We start from the raw sequence: 18,380 nt of genomic DNA, 5'->3' as shown, positions 1-18,380 counted from the left end.
TTACTGCGTCGGAGCGTCGTCTTCATCTGCGAGTTCGGCGAACTCGGCATCGGTACCTTCTTCGTCGAGCGGATCCTCGTCAGCTGCCAGCGCCTCATCGTCGTTTGGCACCGGCACCTTGAGGTGGTCGGGAATATCGGTCTGGAGGAAGCCCGCCGCCTTCATCTCGTCGATTCCGGGCAGATCGCGAATGTTCTCCAGACCGAAATGGTCGAGGAAATCCGGTGTTGTCCCGTAGGTGACCGGCCGACCGGGGGTGCGACGGCGGCCGCGCATGCGGATCCAGCCAGTATCCAGCAGCACGTCGAGAACGCCGCGGCTCAGCGAGACGCCGCGCACCTCCTCGATCTCGGCGCGCGTAATCGGTTGGTGGTAGGCGATGATCGACAGTGTTTCGAGGGCTGCGCGCGAGAGCTTCTTCTGCTCGACCTTGTCCATGCGGAGCAGGAAGGCGAGATCGTCTGCCGTGCGCATCCGCCAGGCGTTGCCGGAGCGCACGAGGTTCACGCCGCGCCGCGAATAGTCCTCGCGCAGCTCCTCCAGCAGTTTCGGCACGTCGCAGCCTTCCGGCATGCGGGCGGCGATGGAGGCTTCATCCAGCGGCTCGCTGGCGGCAAACAGCAGCGCCTCGACCATGCGCAGTTGCGTGGCGTGCGTGGTCAGCACCGTCACGTTCTCGCCGAGAGAACCGGCCTCGCCTGTCACTGCGCGTTCGTCGTTGTCGGGTTTCGCCATGTCCAAACTCTACTCGCTGCGTGCCGACCGTAACATGAGCGGCGCGAAGTGCCTGTCCTGCCGCACCTCCGCCATGCCTTCGCGAACCAGTTCAAGGCTCGCGGCAAAGCCCGTGGCCAGCACGGTGCCGCGCTTTGGCCCCTCGCCCATGTACTCTGCCAGGATACGGTCAATCGGCGTCCATTCGGCAATTGGCCCCAGAAGCCGCGTGAGCGCCGCACGTGCTTCGCCGAGCTGCCAGACGTCGCGGTTGCGCATCACGTAGGTGCGCGGCGCGGCCCGCTGGCGGCGTTCGGCATAGGCCTTCAGCAAGTCGATGAGGTCGGCTTCCCATTCGCTCTTGCGGATCGACGTCACGCCTTCCGGCTGGCCGCGCGCGAACACGTCGCGCCCGAGCCGGTTGCGGTTCATCAGCTTGGCGGCCGCCTCGCGCATGGCCTCAAGCCGCCGCAGGCGGAACGCCAGCACTTCGGCGAGTTCCTCGCCCGTCGGCTCATCGTCCTCGGGTTCGGGCAGTAGCAGGCGCGATTTCAGGTAGGCGAGCCAAGCCGCCATGACGAGATAGTCGGCGGCGAGCTCCAGGCGAAGCTGGCGGGCCTGCTGGATGAAATGGAGATACTGCTCGGCGAGCGCCAGGATCGACATCTTCGCAATATCGATCTTCTGGGTGCGCGCCAGCGCCAGCAGCAGGTCAAGCGGACCTTCGAAGCCTTCGAGGTCGACGATGAGCGGCGTGCCCTCTTCGGGAGGCTTGGTGGCGACGTCTTCCTCGAAAACGTTCGTCACGACGCCACCCCGTAGCCGGTCAGCGCGCGGAACGTTTCACGCAGTGCGTGCGTGTCGCAACTGCGCCGGACTGCCTGCTTCATGGCGCGCTCGGCCCGGTCAGCCGAATCGCCGGCCAGAACGCGCGAGCCGGCAGCAACCGCTCGCATCTCGTCGATATCGCCGTTGCAGTGGAGCGCGATGTCGCAACCGGCATCCAGCGCCTGCGCGGCACGCTCCTCGAACGCTCCGGTGAGCGCCTTCATCGACAGATCGTCGCTCATCAGCAGTCCATCGAAGCCGATATCGCCGCGAATGATCTCGCGAATGACCTTGCGGGAATTCGTGGCGCAGTTGTCGCGGTCGATCGCCGTGTAGACGACGTGGGCGGTCATCGCCATCGGCAGGTGGTGCAGACCTGCAAAGGCTGCGAAGTCCATTGTCTCCAGCCGCGTCCGGCTGGCGGTGACGATGGGCAGCTCCTTGTGGCTGTCGGACTTCGCGCGGCCATGCCCGGGAATATGCTTGAGAACCGGCAGAACACCCGCCTGCATCAGGCCTTCGGCGGCGGAAGTTGCCAGTGCGATGACCTTTTCAGGCGAATCGCCATAGGCGCGATCGCCGATCACGTCATGGGTTTCGGGGAAGCTGATGTCGGCGACAGGCAGGCAATCGACGTTGATGCCGAGCTCGTGCAGGTCCTCGCCGATCAGCCGCCCGCCAGTCCACGCGGCGCGGTGCCCGGCGTCACTGTCGTCGTCGAAGATGTCGGCATAGACGCTGGCTGGCGGATATTCCGGCCAGTGCGGCGGGCGCAAACGCTGTACGCGGCCTCCCTCCTGGTCAATCAGGACGGGGGCATCCTCGCGGCCCAGAATCTCACGGATGGAGGTGACCAGCGCACGGACCTGATCGGGATCGGCAATATTGCGGGCAAACAGGATCGCGCCCCACGGGGGACGCTCTCTGAAGAGCGCGCGCTCCGTTTCGGTCAGTTCGGTGCCGGCAACGCCGCTGATGTAGGAGAAAATGGCCACAATCGGATTAGACGCACAAAGGCGGCAGCGTCAAGCGACGCCACCGCCTTTGCACAATCTGGTTCTCGCTGCGGGCAAACCCGCGCGAGCTTAGCGAACGAAGCAGTCGATCCCGTTCGACTTCAGGCGATTGCAGACAGACGTCGCTTCCGACATGGACTGCATCGGCCCGAAGGCTGCGCGGTAGAACACGCCACGGCTGCCGAGATCGGCACGCTGGACCTGCCCGCGATAGCCATTCAGCGCGCTTCCGGCCTGCCCTTCGACGCGACCGATGGCCGAGCGGGCATCATCCTCGCTGCGGCTGGAAGCGATCTGCACGACATAGCCCGAGGTGATCGGCGCGGCGGCCTGCTGCGAAACGCTGGCCTGCTGCTGCGGCGCGGCGGCAGGTGCCTGCTGCTGCGGGGCAACGGCGACCGGCACGGACTGGGGCGCCTGCGCGATCTGCGTCTGCTGGGGCTGCGAAGCGATGACAGGTGCTGCGGCATCGTCGGAGCCACGTCGCGAAATGCGCACACTTTGCGGAACCTGGCGCGGTGCCTGCGGGATCGCCGCGGGCGGTGCCTGCGGAATCTGTGCCGGTGCAACCGCGACCGGGGTCTGGCCCTGGTCCTGCTGGCTCGTGGACGGACGCGTCAGCGGCAGCGGCACACCCTGGCTCTGGGCCTGCTGCTGGGCGTTCTGACGCACCACATCAAGCTGCGACGGCGGCTGGCTGTTCTGACCGGTGTTGGTCGCAACAGCAGAGGGAACCGGCGGCGGCGCTGCGGACGGGGCCACGGCGACGGGCTGGTTGCCCGGTGCGGCCTGACCCGAAGTCGGGGCCTGGCCTGCCGGCTGCTGCTGAACGATCTGCTGGGGTTCCGGCTCGGGCGCGCGCGGCGCCGGCGGGGGTGTTTCGATCTGCCCGTCGGGACGCACGGTCAGCGTACGAACGCGGCGGGAATCCTCGTCTGACTCGACGTTCGGAGTCGGCGGAGCACCCTCGCCCGAAATCACGCGAACGGCGCGGCCATCATTATTCACGGCGACCTGTTCTTCACGCGAGACGATCTGGCTGTCGTCGGGATCGTCGCTGTTGCCGCCGATGCGGTCATAGACGAGCTTGCCCTGCTGGGACGAACCCGACTGGTCGGTCGCCTCCGGCGTGGTCTTCACAGGCTCATCGGAAGCGGCAACGAAGGGAACATCGTCCCCGCCGCCACCCATGACGGCCTTGAAGCCGTAGGCAGCCGCGCCGCCAACGATCACGAGGCCAAGCAGCGCACCGACGATGTAGACGCCACGGCGCGAGCGCGGTTCATCGTCGTACTCGTAGTCATCATCATAGGGCGAGCCATGCTCGTCGACGTCTTCAAATTCCGGCGCACCGTCCTCGTACTGAACGCCGGGCTCCAGGTCGTCATAGCTCGACTGGTAGCCTTCATCGTACTGGGAGTGCGCGGCGTACGGGTTGGCACTGGCGCTCGCGGCAATGGCCGGGCGCGATGCGGGCGCTGCCTGCGGGGTGCTTTCGGCAACCACCTGGCTCAGCGCGCTTTCAAGGCTCGCGAACGGATCATCGTCTTCCGGCTCGGGCTGCGGCGCGGGGCGCGCGGGCGCGGCGTGGACGCGCGGCTGGGCTGGCTTCGGCGCGGGACGCTCGGGCGCAACCATGTCACTTGCGGTGTCGCCGGGATGGGCGAACGGGTCAGACCCGGCCGAGAAGTCCATGCCCTGGAGCGAGGCTTCCAGCTGTGCCGTGAGATCGTCTTCATAGGCGACCGAAGCAGCCGGTTCGGGCTTCGGCGGCGGGGGCGGTGCCGCCGGACGTGCCTGCGGCTGGGGCGGGCGCGGCGGTTGCGCGATGCTGTCGGCTCCGCCGGCGGCCGGATGGCTCGCAGCCGGGTGGCTTGCAGCGGGATGGCTGGCCCGCGGCTGGCTGGCGGGTGCCGGCTGCGGCGCGCCGGGTTTCGCCGGCTGGCCCTTGCTGGATTCGATCAGCCGGGCAAGTTCCGCCAACGGATCGTCGGACGGTGCCTCAGGCTGCGGAGTGTTGGAAGACTGTGCCGAATCGAGCTCGCGCTCCAGATCGGCGAAAAGCGTGTCTTCTCCCCCGGTGGATCGATCATGCGTCATACGCAATGTCCTCTCATGCATAATCGCACGGCGTGAAACGGCAAGAACGCCGGATTCGCCACGATTTGCCGGTGTTTCATGGGGCCTCGAGCGTCGTTTCCCCAAAAACGCGACCGGCTGAGGTCATCATCGCATCTCTTCAGCAGGCCTGACCCCGAGTACGCCCAACCCTGCCGCGGTCACGTTCGCCACGGCAGCTACGAGATGCAATCGAACCTTGGTTAGTTGTTCGTTATTTTCGTGAATAAAACGTAATTGTGGCATGTCTTTGCCCAGCGCCCACAAGCCGTGGAAGCTGCTGGCGAGGTCATAAAGGTAGAATGCAAGGCGGTGCGGCTCGCCTGCTTCAGCGGCACCTTCGATCAGTCTGGGGAAGGCCGCCAGCTGGCGAACGAGCGCCAGGTCGGGCTCTTCCGCGACCGCGTCCAGATCGCCCGGCTCAAGCGGCGCAAGCGGGAACGAGATCGCCGGGAAGGCTTCGGCGGCGTTGCGGAAGATCGACTTGGCGCGGGCGTGCGCATACTGCACGTAGAAGACCGGGTTGTCCTTTGACTGCTCCACCACCTTGGCGAAATCGAAGTCGAGCGGCGCGTCGGACTTGCGCATCAGCATCATGAAACGCACCACGTCGCGCCCGACTTCATCGGTCACGTCGCGCAGTGTGATGAAGTCGCCGGAACGCTTCGACATGCGCACCGGCTCACCGGCTCGGAACAGCTTCACGAGCTGGCACAGCCGCACTTCGAGCGAGGCCTCGCTGTTGCTGATCGCCTTCACCGCAGCCGTCATCCGCTTGACGTAGCCACCGTGGTCGGCGCCCCAGACGTCGATCTGGCGCATGTAGCCGCGCAGGTACTTGTTGCGGTGGTAGGCGATGTCGTTGGCGAAATAGGTGTAGGAGCCGTCCGACTTCATCAGCGGACGGTCGACGTCGTCACCGAACTCGGTCGCCTTGAACAGCGTCTGCTCGCGGTCTTCCCAGTCTTCGGGGAGCTGCCCCTTGGGCGGCGGCAGACGGCCTTCGTAGATCAGGCCGCGGTCCCGCAGGTCGGCAATCGTCTCGGCCACGAGGTCGCCGTCGGGGCCGTTGATGAGCGTCTGCTCCGAAAAGAACACGTCGTGCACGATGCCGAGTTCCGCCAGATCGGCGCGGATCATCTCCATCATGGCGTCGATCGTGGTCTGCCGCACGGTGGCGAGCCACTCGCCTTCGGGCTTGCCGAGAAGTGCGTCACCATGTGCCTCGCGCAGCATCGCACCAACCGGCTTGAGGTAATCGCCGGGATAAAGCCCCTCGGGGATCTCGCCGATATCCTCGCCGCAAGCTTCGCGGTAGCGCATGTACGCGGAACGGGCCAGGACATCGACCTGCGCGCCGGCATCGTTGATGTAGTACTCGCGCGTCACGTCAAAGCCGGCACGCGCCAGAAGGCCCGCAAGGGCATCGCCCACGACCGCGCCACGGCAATGGCCGACATGCATCGGCCCCGTCGGATTGGCGGACACGAACTCCACGTTGACCTTCTCGCCACCGCCCATGTCGGAGATGCCGTAGTCGGTGCCAGCGCTCACGATGGTCGAGAGCATGTGCTGCCAGTAGCTGTCCGACAGGCGCAGGTTGATAAAGCCCGGCCCGGCAATGTCGATGGCCTGCACGTCGTCGGCTTCAAGCTTCGGGGCGAGCGCCTCGGCGATGTCGCGCGGCTTTGCGCCAAAGGGTTTTGCGAGCAGCATCGCGGCGTTTGTTGCGATATCGCCGTGGGTTGCATCGCGCGGCGGTTCGACGGTTATGCGTAGCCCGTCGGGAAGCGTGGTGCCCCGCTCGGCCGCCAGCGCGGCAACGGCGCGCTCGACGCGCCCGGCGAAGTCCTTGAAAACGTCCATCAAAATGTACCTTAAGGGTCGGGCCGCGGTGGCGCAGCCTTGTGTTGGCGCCGCCTAACGCAAATCCGGCGTGTGGTCAAACAGTCTGCGGTGCTCGGAAATGGCGTATCTGTCGGTCATGCCGGCAATGTAGTCGGCCACGCGGCGCGCGCGGCGCGTCTCGTCCATCTGCGCCGTCCCTGCCCGCCAGTCCTGCGGCATCAATTCTGTATCGGCGAAATAAGTGTCGAACAGGTCGCCGATTATGCCAGCTGCCGCGTTCATCGTCGCGTTGACGTGCGGGTGCCGGTACATGCGCTCGAACAGGAACGTGCGCAGGACGGCGACCTCCTTCAGGAAGGAATCCGAAAAGCCGATGATGGCCGCGTCAGTGGCCCGCACGCTCTCGGCACTGGCCGGGTGCAGTTTTCCGAGCCGCGATGCGGCCGTCTTCTGCACGTCCTCGATGGCGATGGTGATGAGGCGGCGGAAGGTCTCGTGAATGCGGCGCGCCCTGTCGAGATGCGGGTAGATCCGGTCGACCTCGCGCACGATCATGCCGACGATCTCGACGCCGCCTGCAATGTCGTCCAGCGTGAACAGCCCGGCCCGCAAACCATCGTCCACATCATGGGCGTTGTAGGCGATATCGTCGGAGACGGCGGCTGCCTGCGCTTCCAGCGAGGCAAAGCTGTCCAGCCGCAGCGGGAAGAGCGCATCGAACTCGGTGATGGCGCCGGGAATCGTCTTGCCCGCGTAGTCGCCAGCCGGGTTGCCGTGCGCATCCAGCAGCGGCCCGTTGTGCTTGACGATGCCTTCCAGCGTCTCCCACGTGAGGTTCAGCCCGTCAAAGCCCGCGTATCGGCGCTCCAGCCGAGTGACGACGCGCAGCGATTGGGCATTGTGGTCGAACCCGCCGTACCCTTGCATCTTCGCGTCCAGCGCCCGTTCGCCTGCATGGCCGAACGGCGAATGACCAAGGTCGTGAGCCAGCGCGATGGCCTCGGCGAGATCGATGTCCAGCTTCAGATTGCGCGCGATGGAGCGCGCCACCTGCGCCACCTCGATGGTGTGGGTCAGGCGGGTGCGGAAATGGTCTCCTTCATGCAAGACGAAAACCTGCGTCTTGAACTGGAGCCTGCGAAACGCCGCGGAATGGATGATCCGGTCGCGGTCGCGCTGGAATTCGCTGCGTGTCGGGCTGGTTGGCTCGGAGACGAGCCTCCCCTTGCTGTCCGCGTCCTGCGAGGCATAGGGCGCGAGGCCGTGTGAGTTGAACTGCAAGCGATCCGTCCGAATGAAGCTGAGGCAGCCGGATTGACTCCGGCCCGCGCGATCTTACGTTTAACCCTGTTCACAGGTGCGGGTCGACTCGAAGCGCCCGGCACCAGTCGAAAGGCATCATTCGTGACAAATCCGGAAACAGTTACCGTCAGCGACCGCGCATTCCGCCGCATCGGCAAGATCATTGCCGGTGAGCCGCAAGGCACGTGCCTGCGCGTGGCCGTGTCGGGCGGCGGATGCTCGGGCTTCCAGTATGAATTCGATCTCACCAAGGAGCGTGAGAACGACGATCTGGTGATCGAGAAGGACGGTATCGCCGTGCTGGTCGATTCTGTCTCGCTCATGTACCTGCAAGGGTCGGAAATCGACTTTGTCGACGACCTGATCGGCCAGTCCTTCCAGGTAAAGAACCCGAACGCGACCGCGTCCTGCGGCTGCGGCACCAGCTTCTCGATCTGACCGGCATGCGCATCGCCACGTGGAACGTCAACGGCATCAAGTCGCGCATCGACAATGTCTGCGCCTGGCTTGAGGACCGGCAGCCCGATGTCGTGTGTCTGCAGGAACTCAAGAGCATGGACGAGACCGTGCCGCGCGAGGCCATCGAGCGGCTCGGCTACAATGTCGAGACTCACGGCCAGAAGAGCTTCAACGGCGTCGCCCTGCTCTCCAAGCGCCCGCTGGAGGACGTGACGCGCGGCCTGCCCGGCGACGACAGCGATGAACAGGCCCGCTACATCGAGGCGACGGTTTCAACCGACAACGGCGCGGTGCGCATCGCATCGCTCTACCTGCCCAACGGCAATCCGCTGGGCACCGAGAAGTTTGATTACAAGCTCGCCTGGATGCGCCGTCTCATCGACCATGCCCGCGACAGCCTTGAACAGGAACAGCCGCTGGTGCTGGCGGGTGATTACAACGTCATCCCGATGCCGGAAGATGCCCGCCACCCGGAGAACTGGCGCGACGACGCGCTGTTCCAGCCGCAGTCTCGCGGGCTGTTCCGGGAATTGACGGCGCTCGGCTTCACGGATGCCTTCCGCGCCTGCGACGCCTCACCCGGCAATTACAGCTTCTGGGATTATCAGGCTGGCGCCTGGCAGAAGAACAACGGCATCCGCATCGACCACCTGATGCTCTCGCCGCAGGCCGCCGACCTGCTCCAGGGCGTGGAGATCGACAAGGACGTGCGCGGCTGGGAGAAGCCGTCGGATCACGTGCCGGTCATTGCGGAAATCGCGGCCTGAGGGTTCAGGCCAAGTCTTCAAAACCTACTGCGCGGCGGACGAAATCCACGCATTGGCGGCGGTTTCGGCTGCGCTCTGCTGGTCGGCGCTGGTTGCCTGCATCGCCTTGAAGTGCAGCGACAGCACCCAGTCACGGTCGGCGGGGCCTGCCTTGTTCTTGGCAATCAGCAGCCACTTGAGGCCTTCCACCGGGCGGGCGTGAACGTCCGCGCCGGAGATCAGCAGGTCACCCAGCAGCGCCTGTGCGGCGACATGCTCCTTCTTGGCAGCCGAATACAGCCAGCGGATGGACTGCGCCGGGTCGCGCGGCACACCGCTGCCGTCGAGATACATGCGGGCCAGCTCGTACTGCGCGTCGGCATCGCCGAAATAGGTCGCCGCGTGCATGTACATGCGCGCCGCCTCGCCGTAGTTCTGCTCGACCTGGCTGCCCGGAATGCCGGCCTTGTAATAGTTGCCAAGCTGCACGAAGGCGTTGGAGTAGACGCTCGCCATCTGCGAATGCGGGTTGTCGTCGGCATGCGCGTTGGCGATCTGGCGGAAGTAGTCGAAGGCGCGCTGGTCGTCCTCGTCCACGCCGTCACCGTCGGCATACATCTTGCCGAGCTTCCAGATGGCGATGGCGTGGCCTGCCTTGGCGGCGTGCTCCAGCGCCTTGAGCGCATAGCGGAAGTCACCGGACAGGTAGGCGCGCGCGCCGAAGCGGAACGCCTTCACCGGGCCGACATCTTCGCTCAGCTCAGGGTAGTCGTCGGCGCATGCCGGCTGGCTCGCAATGACGCCGCTAAGCGTCAGCGAGGCAACCAGCAACGCAGAACCCAGAACTCGATTACACGTCCGCATAACACTTTACCTCGGCGGCGCCGCCGGGATGGGTGACCGCGCCTGCCCGTGCCGGACCGACCTGCTGGGCGTACTTCCACAGCACGCCCGAGGTCCCGTCATTGGTGCGCGCGGTCCAGGCCTCGCGCCGCTTGTTCAGTTCCTCGTCGGACAGCCGCACGTCCAGCTTGCCCGTCGTGGCGTCGATTTCGATGATGTCGCCATCGCGGATAAGGCCGATCGGCCCGCCAACGGCGGCTTCCGGGCCAACGTGGCCGATGCAGAAGCCGCGAGTTGCGCCGGAGAACCGGCCATCGGTGATGAGCGCGACCTTGTCGCCCATGCCCTGCCCGTAGAGCGCGGCAGTGGTCGACAGCATTTCGCGCATGCCGGGGCCGCCCTTGGGGCCTTCGTAGCGGATGACGAGAACCTCGCCTTCCTTGTACTTGCGATCCTTGACGGCGGCGAAGCACTCTTCCTCGGAGTCGAAGCAGCGCGCCGGGCCGGAGAAGACCTGCTTGGCCATGCCGGCGACCTTCACGATCGCGCCATCGGGAGCAAGGTTGCCCTGCAGGCCGACGACACCACCGGTCTCGGTGATCGGGTTGTCGTGACGGCGCACGACATCCTGCTCGTCGTTCCACTTAACGCTGGCCAGGTTCTCTTCCATGGTGCGTCCGGTGACCGTCATGCACTTGCCGTCCATGTAGCCGCCGTCGAGCAGCGTGCGCATGACGAGCGGGATACCGCCGACCTCGTACAGGTCCTTGGCGACGTATTTGCCGCCGGGCTTCAGGTCAGCGATATACGGCGTCCGCCTGAAAATTTCGCAAACGTCGAGCAGGTCGAAGTCGATGCCGCACTCGTGCGCGATGGCCGGAAGGTGCAGGCCCGCATTGGTGGAGCCGCCCGTGGCGCTGACGACGACCGCCGCGTTGACCAGCGCTTCGCGGGTTACGATGTCGCGGGCGCGGATGTTGTTGCGCACCAGGTTCATCACCTGGCGGCCAGCCGCCATGCAGAAGGCATCGCGCAGGTCGTAGGGCGCAGGCGCACCGGAGGAATACGGCATGGCAAGGCCGATGGCCTCGCTGACGCAGGCCATGGTGTTGGCGGTGAACTGCGCGCCGCACGCACCGGCAGACGGGCAAGCCGCCATTTCCAGCTCGTGCAGGGCTTCATCGTCCATGTTGCCGACCGAATGCTGGCCGACGGCCTCGAACACGTCCTGAACCGTCACGGGACGGCCACGGAAGGTGCCGGGAAGGATGGAACCGCCATAGATGAAGATCGACGGCACGTTGAGGCGCACCATGGACATCATCATGCCCGGCAGCGACTTGTCGCAGCCTGCGAGGCCGACGAGCGCGTCGTAGCAGTGGCCGCGCATGGTGAGTTCGACAGAGTCGGCAATCGTGTCACGCGAGACGAGCGACGCCTTCATGCCCTGGTGGCCCATGGCGATGCCGTCGGTCACGGTGATGGTGCAGAATTCGCGCGGGGTGCCGGCAGACGCCGCAACGCCCTTCTTCACGGCCTGCGCCTGGCGCATCAGCGAAATGTTGCACGGCGCAGCCTCGTTCCAGCAGCTCGCCACGCCAACCAGCGGCTGGTGAATCTGCTCTTCGGTGAGGCCCATGGCATAGAGAAACGAACGGTGCGGGGCACGGTCCGGCCCCTCCGTCACGTGGCGGCTCGGTAGGCGGCTCTTGTCGAATGTTTTGGCGTCCACGACGCAATATCCCTCATACGCAAACGCGCACCCGCACAACGTGCGCGGATTTGGCGCAATCTGCCTGCTGTCCTGCCACGGTGAAAATGCCATCGGCAAGGCAAACCGCAGGTGCCTTGCTCCTTCCCGATGCAGCGTTGCAAGCGCGCAACATAGCCTGCCCGGTGATGGGTGATCCCTCCCGCGCGGTGTCAGCCGAAAGCCCGACGGCGACAACACGACAGCAGCTCAGCACTGCAGATAGCAACGATTACGCGCGGTATTGTGGCGCAATCGCGGCGCATTGCGGCGAGGCTGGGACGATCGTTTGTAATGGTTGACGCTGTTGCAAACCTGCAACGCGTCAACCGCATGGATGGTGTCAGCCGAGCGACTTCAGCCGCCCGATTGCCTCATCGACCTTGGCCAGACGCCCCTGTGCCTCGGCGAGCCGCTCGCGCTGCTCGTCGACCACCTCTTCCGGCGCCTTGGCGAGGAAGCCCTCGTTGGAAAGCTTCTTTTCAAGCCCGCCCGCTTCCTTCTCCAGCTTGCCGCGCTCCTTGGTGAGGCGTGCGGTTTCGGCTGCAACGTCCACCAGTTCCTTGAGCACGAGCGCTACGGTCGCCTCGCCAACCACCAGCTGGACCGAGCCTTCCGGCGCGGCGTCGGCGAACCCGACCGATTCCAGCCGCGCCAGGCGCAGGATGGATTCTTCGTTGCGGGTGAAGCGCTCGCGCGTGGTGTCGTTCGCCGCTACGAAGACCAGCGGCACCTTGGCACCCGCCGGCACGTTCAGTTCCGTGCGAACCGAGCGGACGGTGGAAATCAGATCGATGACCCAGTCAATCTCGCTCTTGGCGCCCTCGTCCACGCGGCCCGTCGCAACCGGCCATTCGGCCTGGATGAGCGCGGTGTCGCCCGGCTTGGCACCATCGGCGCTTTGCCACAGTTCCTCGGTGATGAAAGGCATGATGGGATGCAGCAGCTTCAGCATCTCGTCACGTACATGCGCAGTGGTCGCGCGCGTCTCGTCCTTCGCCGCGCCATCCTCGCCCATCAGAACGGGCTTGGCGAGTTCCAGGAACCAGTCGCAATAGGTGTTCCAGATGAAGCGGTAGATCGCGTTCGCCGCGTCGTTGAAGCGGTAGGCCTCCAGCGCTGCCGTGACCGACGCGACGGCTGCATCCAGTTCGCCGATGATCCAGCGATTGAGCGCGACCGTGGTCGCCTGCGGGTCGAACCCGTCCACGCGCTCGCAACCATTCATTTCGGTGAAGCGGGCAGCGTTCCACAGCTTGGTGCCGAAGCGCTGGCCGCCGGCGGCCGCCTGATCGGACATGCGCAGCGTGCGGCGGGCCTGCACCTCCTGGCTCGCCAGCGCATAGCGCGTGGCATCCGCGCCGAATTCGTCGATCAGTTCGAGCGGGTCGAGAACGTTGCCCAGACTCTTGGACATCTTCTTTCCGTTCTTATCGACGACGATGGAGTTGATGTAGACGGTGTGGAACGGCACCTCGTCGAGGAAGTGCAGCCCCTGCATCATCATGCGGGCGACCCAGAAGAAGATGATGTCGAAGCCGGTGACCAGCACGTCGGTCTTGTAATAGCGCTCCAGTTCATCGGTCTTGTCCGGCCAGCCGAGCGTCGAGAATGGCCACAGCGCGGATGAGAACCATGTGTCGAGCACGTCCGGGTCGCGCTGCAGGATGTCGCCCGGCTCGATGTTGTCGATGCGCTCCTCGACCCATGCCTTCCAGGGACCTTCCTCGGCCAGGTAGTGCTGGATCGCCTGATCGAGTGCCTCGGCCTCGTCGGCTGCAACAAAGACCGTGTCGTCCGGCCCGTACCAGGCCGGGATCTGGTGGCCCCACCAGAGCTGGCGCGAGATGCACCACGGCTCGATGTTTTCCATCCAGTTGTAATAGGTCTTGTCCCAGTTCTCAGGGACGAACTTGGTGCGCCCGTCACGCACCGCCTCGATGGCCGGGCCGGCGAGCTTTTCGGCATCGACGAACCACTGGTCGGTGAGCATCGGCTCGATGACGACCTTCGAGCGGTCGCCGAACGGCTGCATGATCTTCTTGTTTTCGACCAGCGGCACCTCGGCGCGAACCTCGCCGCCCTCCTCCGGTGCCAGGGGCGCCTTGACCGGGCCAAGGCGCGGATCGGTTTCCGGCACCATGACGGCTAGGCCTTCCGCCGTGATCTGCTCGACAACGCGGTTGCGCGCCTCGTAGCGATCCAGCCCGCGGAACTCGTCCGGCACGAGGTTGATGGCGTCGATCTCGGCTTCGCCGAGCTGCAACCCCTCGATGATCTTCTGCGCGGTCGCGGCGGCCTCGGCATAAGGTTCGCCGTCGGCGCGCATCTGCGCCTGCGTGTCCATCAGGCGGTAGCAGGGAATGCTGTTTCGCTTGGCGACGCCATAGTCGTTGAAGTCATGCGCGCCGGTGATCTTCACCGCGCCCGAGCCAAATTCCGGGTCGGGATATTCGTCGGTGATGATGGGGATCAGGCGGCGCTGGTCCTTCGGGCCGACAGGAATCTCGCACAGCTTGCCGACGATGGAGGAATAGCGCTCGTCGGAGGGGTGCACCGCAACCGCGCCGTCGCCCAGCATCGTCTCCGGACGGGTCGTGGCAATGGAGATGTAGTCGCGCGTCTCGCGCAGCGTCTCGTTACCGTCCTCGTCCTTCTCGATGTATTCGTAGGTCTCGCCGCCCGCCAGCGGGTACTTGAAGTGCCACATGTGGCCGTCGACCTCGAGGTTCTCGACCTCAAGATCGGAAATGGCGGTCTCGAATTTCGGGTCCCAGTTGACCAGCCGCTTGCCGCGATAGATCAGCCCTTCGCGATACAGTTCCACGAAGACCTTGAGGACGGCTGCCGACAGCCCGTCATCCATGGTGAAGCGTGTGCGCGACCAGTCGCACGAACAGCCGAGCCGCTTGAGCTGGCCGAGGATCGTGTTCTCGGACGATGATTTCTGCTGCCAGACGCGGTCGACGAAGGCGTCGCGGCCCATATCGCGGCGTGACGGCTCGCCATTGGCCGCCAGTTCGCGCTCGACAACCATCTGCGTGGCGATGCCCGCATGGTCCGTGCCGGGCTGCCAAAGCACGTTGAGGCCGAGCATCCGCTTCCAGCGGATGAGAATGTCCTGCAGCGTGTTGTTGAGCGCGTGGCCCATGTGCAGGGAGCCGGTCACGTTCGGCGGCGGAATCACGATGCAGAAACTGTCCGCGCCGGGCTTCGCGCCGCTTCCGGCTGCAAATGCGCCCTGCTTTTCCCAGTCAGCATAGATGCGCGCCTCGACGGATGCGGGCGCGTAGGTCTTGTCGAGCATGTTGAAACACCGCCAGTGAAGAAGGTCGGCGTGCGCACGCGGCGAGGAGCCGCGGCGGCGAGCCGTCAGGTGGTAAAGCCCAGCCTCTGGTGCAGTGTCAACCGGAAGGCGCTATCGGCCGCGCGAGACCCGTTCAATCTCTTCGCGCACCAGCTTCTCGACGAGCGTGGGAAGATTGTCGTCCAGCCATTCCTGCAGCATGGGCCGGAGCATCTCCTTCACGAGATCTTCCAGCGTGTGCGAATCCTTGCTGAGGATGGTGCTGGCCAGCTTGCCGAAAGCGGAACCAACGGCCGCATTGGTCGCCGGCGAGATCAGTCGCTCGGCATCTATCGTGGCAGCAGACGGCTTCGCCTGAGGCTTGGGCGCCGGTTGAGGTTCCGGATCGGGCTCTGCGGCTGCCTCGGCGACCATGGCGTCCAGATCGAAATCGACCTCGGGCGCTGCCGGCTCGACCTTTTGCGGTTCGGCCGCGACCATCTCGTCGGTCAGTTCGAAGATGCCGTCATCGGCGTCTTCTGCTGCTTCCGGCTCCGGATCGGGTTCTGCGGGCGCGGGCGCCGGAGCGGCAGCCTCTGCCGGCTTGGCAGCCGGTGCCGCGGCGGGTCCATCGTTCTCATCCGAGATGATCTTCCGGATGGAAGCGAGGATTTCCTCCATCGACGGTTCGCTTTGTTGCGCCGCTTTCGACATCTGCCCCGCTCCGCCATGTGCATGGCCTGCCTTGCGCGGTCTGCCCCGTGCCGTGCAAGGAAAGAATCAACTCGACGTCGGATTATCGCAATTCGAATGCGCGGACAAAAGGCTGGGCAAGAGCCTTCCACCGCTCATGACCCGGTATCGTCGTTAAGTATGGTTAACGAAGGGTTACTGCCCGTCCGAAGTGCGCAGGCCGAACCACTTGTCGCGGACCTGCCTGGCATTCACTTCCGGCTGGTATTCGCGCACCTGCAAGCCGATCCGCGTTGCCAGAAGCCGCCCGATCGCCGCGTAGAGCGAAACCGAGGCAACGACCTGGTCGCGCTCGGCGATGACGCGAGAGACGCGCGCGTCGAGCAGTTCCTGCTGGGCATCAAGCACATCCAGCGTCGTGCGCTGGCCGACTCGGGCTTCTTCGCGCACGCCGTCGAGCGCGATTCCCGCCGCGTCGATCTGCGCCTGCGCCGACAGAATCGAGGCATTGGCTGACTGCAACCCGCCCCAGGCCGACAGGACCGCTGCCTGCACCTGCGCGCGTGCCACATCGACTTGCAGCATGCGTTGGCTGCGCGTCTGCTTGGCCTGGCGCACGTTCGAGTATTCCGAGCCGTTCTGGTAGATCGGCACCGACAGAACGCCGAGGATCTGCGCGTTGAACGAGTTGTTCACGTTGGCCGATGGCTCGGTGTTGTACTGCATGCTTCCCTGCAGCGAGAGCGACGGCAGCAGAGCGCCTTCAGCCACCATGATGGCGAAGGCTGCCGATTCTTCGGAGAAGCGCGCCGCCTTGATGGCCGGGTGATCCGTGCGGCTCTGCGCGATCGCCTGTTCGAGCGACGGCGGGATCTGGCGCGTGAACGGCTGCGGTGCCTTCAGGTTCTGTGGCTCGCGGCCAATGATCTGGATATAGGTTGCGCGGCTGGTGAGAAGCTGTGCCTGCGCGGCATTGAGCGCCGATTCCGCAGAGCTGACGCGCGCCCTCGACTGGGCGACGTCCGTGCGGGTCACTTCGCCCACGTCGAAGCGGTCCTGCGAAGCGTTGAGTTGCTCGCCGAGAACAGAGAGGTTGTTGCGGCGCAGTTCCACGATCGCCGAATCGCGAACGACGTCCGCGTAGGCCTGCGCGGCCTGCAGCAGGATGTTCTGCTCGGTGTTGTAGAGGGACTGGTGCGCGGCGCGGACGGCGGCTTCTGCCTGCTTGGTGGAATTGACCGTGCGGTTGCCGCGATAGAGCGGCTGATTGATCGTCACGCCGACGGTGCCCGGCGTCGTTGTCGAGCTGCCGCCGCCGCCGAACCCTCCCGTTGAGCCGGATGAATCGCTGTAGCGCTGGCCGTAGGTTGCTTCGCCGGTCACGGAAGGCCGCCAGTTGGAAAGCGCCTGCGCAACCTGCTCGTCAACCGCGCGCGCTTCGGCGCGCGCAGCGTTCAGTGTCGGGTTGGCCGAATAGGCGTAGGCCATCGCCGACAACATGGTTTCGGCATGCGCCGGCACGACTGCGAACGCAGCCATGGCGCCTGCCACAAAATTCACTCGAATCCTGTTCGAAAACTGCAAGAGACGCACCCCGTACTGCTCCCGTCCCGCCGCAACGCGGCGATCTGCAGACACTTTCGCTGGCGAAAAATCTGCCTCGCCGCCCTGTGCGCGGTTCCCATCCTTAAGCCATGGAAATCTCGCGTGCGCAGACCCACCCCGTCTGCATCCGGGCAAGGTAGCCGGTGACTGGTCAATTGCAACCCGCCACCAACGCATAGACGACATTTCACATGCCAGTGGCGCAGTTTCGCCACAGCGGAATTTAATTTCTGTTAACTATAAATTGGCTAGAAAACGAATTCCGGCTGTTTCGCAAAGCCCTGAAGCGCCTCGATATTGGCATCGAAAGCGACCGCGCTGCTGATCTCGCCGCCGGATTTCTCAAAGCGTGTCGCACGGCCAACCGGGCCTTCCTGCACAACTGCAACAAGACGTCCGCCTTCGCGAAGCTGGTCGAAGAGTGCCTGCGGCACCTCATGGACAGCACCTTCCAGAACGATCACGTCATACGGGCCCTGGTCCGCGTAGCCCTGCTCCAGCGGGCCGACGAACATGGCGACATTGTCGACGCTCTGGTCGGCCAGGTTGGAGATTGCCCAGTTCGCAGCCTCTTCGCTGGCTTCCAGCCCGACGACAGCGCTGCAAAGACGCGCGATCACCGCGCTCGTGTAGCCGCCGGTCGCACCCACATCGAGAACGAGATCGTCTTGGCTGATGTCGGCAAGTTGGAGAAGACGGGCGAAGGTCATCGCCTGCATCAGGTAGCGGCCGGAACCGGTCTGGTCGCCTGCCGGGAGGTCTTCGTCGAGATAGGCCATCTCGCGCACGGACGACGCCACGTATTCCTCGCGCGGGACATTCAGCATCGCGCCTAGGATACGGTTGTCCGTCACCGCGTTCGGTCGAAGCTGCGTATCGACCATGCGTTCGCGTTGTTGGGTAAAGTTCATCTTGGCACCCCCGCGTGCGACCTGCGCCCGACGCTTCCAGCCCGGGCCCTGATCATTCTCTTAATGTGCAAGCGCGCGCGCCTCAACCGCGCAACACGCGAGAATGACTATTTCCCTGTTGGGATGGATGAACATCCCTCCGTGGAGGCCACGCCCGGAATCGAACCGGGGTATACGGATTTGCAGTCCGCTGCGTCACCACTCCGCCACGTGGCCCAACTCTCACGGAAGAAAGTTCGAAGGTCATTGCCGCGTCATGAG

14 protein-coding genes and 1 tRNA gene are annotated in these 18,380 nt (G+C 64.9%); 2 read left to right on the top strand and 13 right to left on the bottom strand.

Annotated features, from left to right (window positions below; genetic code table 11):
* From scpB to ACKTEK_RS06755, 6 genes are all read right to left on the bottom strand, one after another.
* On the bottom strand, positions 1–735 hold the full coding sequence (gene scpB / locus ACKTEK_RS06780; protein ID WP_409164472.1) for an SMC-Scp complex subunit ScpB: 735 nt from the start codon (positions 733–735) through the stop codon (positions 1–3).
* A gap of 9 nt (positions 736–744) precedes the next feature.
* Positions 745–1,521: a segregation and condensation protein A gene (locus ACKTEK_RS06775; RefSeq protein ID WP_409164471.1), complete on the bottom strand. Its 777-nt coding sequence runs from the start codon at positions 1,519–1,521 to the stop codon at positions 745–747.
* A complete protein-coding gene (gene nagZ / locus ACKTEK_RS06770; RefSeq protein WP_409164470.1) occupies positions 1,518–2,537 on the bottom strand; it encodes a beta-N-acetylhexosaminidase in 1,020 nt (339 codons plus the stop codon). Before nagZ ends, ACKTEK_RS06775 begins: the two co-directional genes overlap by 4 nt.
* Before the next feature lie 90 nt (positions 2,538–2,627).
* Positions 2,628–4,658 (bottom strand): SPOR domain-containing protein, encoded by a 2,031-nt coding sequence (locus ACKTEK_RS06765; RefSeq protein WP_409164469.1) that lies wholly within the window; start codon positions 4,656–4,658, stop codon positions 2,628–2,630.
* Positions 4,659–4,784: 126 nt separating this feature from the next.
* Positions 4,785–6,542: an arginine--tRNA ligase gene (argS, locus tag ACKTEK_RS06760; protein ID WP_409164468.1), complete on the bottom strand. Its 1,758-nt coding sequence runs from the start codon at positions 6,540–6,542 to the stop codon at positions 4,785–4,787.
* 54 nt (positions 6,543–6,596) lie between these two features.
* Complete coding sequence (locus ACKTEK_RS06755; RefSeq protein ID WP_409164903.1) at positions 6,597–7,820, bottom strand: deoxyguanosinetriphosphate triphosphohydrolase; 1,224 nt, start codon at positions 7,818–7,820, stop codon at positions 6,597–6,599.
* Between the two features lie 108 nt (positions 7,821–7,928).
* Between ACKTEK_RS06755 and erpA the strand changes: the two genes are divergently transcribed.
* Both erpA and xth read left to right on the top strand, forming a co-directional pair.
* On the top strand, positions 7,929–8,264 hold the full coding sequence (erpA, locus tag ACKTEK_RS06750; RefSeq protein WP_409164467.1) for an iron-sulfur cluster insertion protein ErpA: 336 nt from the start codon (positions 7,929–7,931) through the stop codon (positions 8,262–8,264).
* 5 nt (positions 8,265–8,269) lie between these two features.
* A complete protein-coding gene (gene xth, locus ACKTEK_RS06745) occupies positions 8,270–9,052 on the top strand; it encodes an exodeoxyribonuclease III (RefSeq protein ID WP_409164466.1) in 783 nt (260 codons plus the stop codon).
* A gap of 24 nt (positions 9,053–9,076) precedes the next feature.
* Here the strand turns inward: xth and ACKTEK_RS06740 are convergent, their stop codons facing one another.
* From ACKTEK_RS06740 to ACKTEK_RS06710, 7 genes are all read right to left on the bottom strand, one after another.
* On the bottom strand, positions 9,077–9,895 hold the full coding sequence (locus ACKTEK_RS06740; protein ID WP_409164465.1) for a tetratricopeptide repeat protein: 819 nt from the start codon (positions 9,893–9,895) through the stop codon (positions 9,077–9,079).
* Positions 9,882–11,606 (bottom strand): dihydroxy-acid dehydratase, encoded by a 1,725-nt coding sequence (ilvD, locus tag ACKTEK_RS06735; protein ID WP_409164464.1) that lies wholly within the window; start codon positions 11,604–11,606, stop codon positions 9,882–9,884. The genes ACKTEK_RS06740 and ilvD overlap by 14 nt, the downstream gene beginning before the upstream one ends.
* Before the next feature lie 361 nt (positions 11,607–11,967).
* Positions 11,968–14,931, bottom strand: a complete 2,964-nt coding sequence (locus ACKTEK_RS06730) for a valine--tRNA ligase (protein ID WP_409164463.1) — start codon at positions 14,929–14,931, stop codon at positions 11,968–11,970.
* 111 nt (positions 14,932–15,042) lie between these two features.
* On the bottom strand, positions 15,043–15,624 hold the full coding sequence (locus tag ACKTEK_RS06725; RefSeq protein ID WP_409164462.1) for a PopZ family protein: 582 nt from the start codon (positions 15,622–15,624) through the stop codon (positions 15,043–15,045).
* 174 nt (positions 15,625–15,798) lie between these two features.
* Positions 15,799–17,142: a TolC family outer membrane protein gene (locus ACKTEK_RS06720; protein WP_409164461.1), complete on the bottom strand. Its 1,344-nt coding sequence runs from the start codon at positions 17,140–17,142 to the stop codon at positions 15,799–15,801.
* 314 nt (positions 17,143–17,456) lie between these two features.
* Complete coding sequence (locus ACKTEK_RS06715) at positions 17,457–18,119, bottom strand: protein-L-isoaspartate O-methyltransferase family protein (protein WP_409164460.1); 663 nt, start codon at positions 18,117–18,119, stop codon at positions 17,457–17,459.
* Between the two features lie 142 nt (positions 18,120–18,261).
* Positions 18,262–18,335 (bottom strand) — tRNA-Cys (locus tag ACKTEK_RS06710).
* Positions 18,336–18,380 lie beyond the last annotated feature (45 nt).

The organism is Tepidamorphus sp. 3E244 (genome assembly GCF_046159835.1).
GTDB lineage: Bacteria > Pseudomonadota > Alphaproteobacteria > Rhizobiales > Tepidamorphaceae > JACKJK01.
The sequence above is the reverse complement of the archived record's forward strand: the minus strand, read 5'-3'. Positions and strand labels throughout refer to the sequence as shown.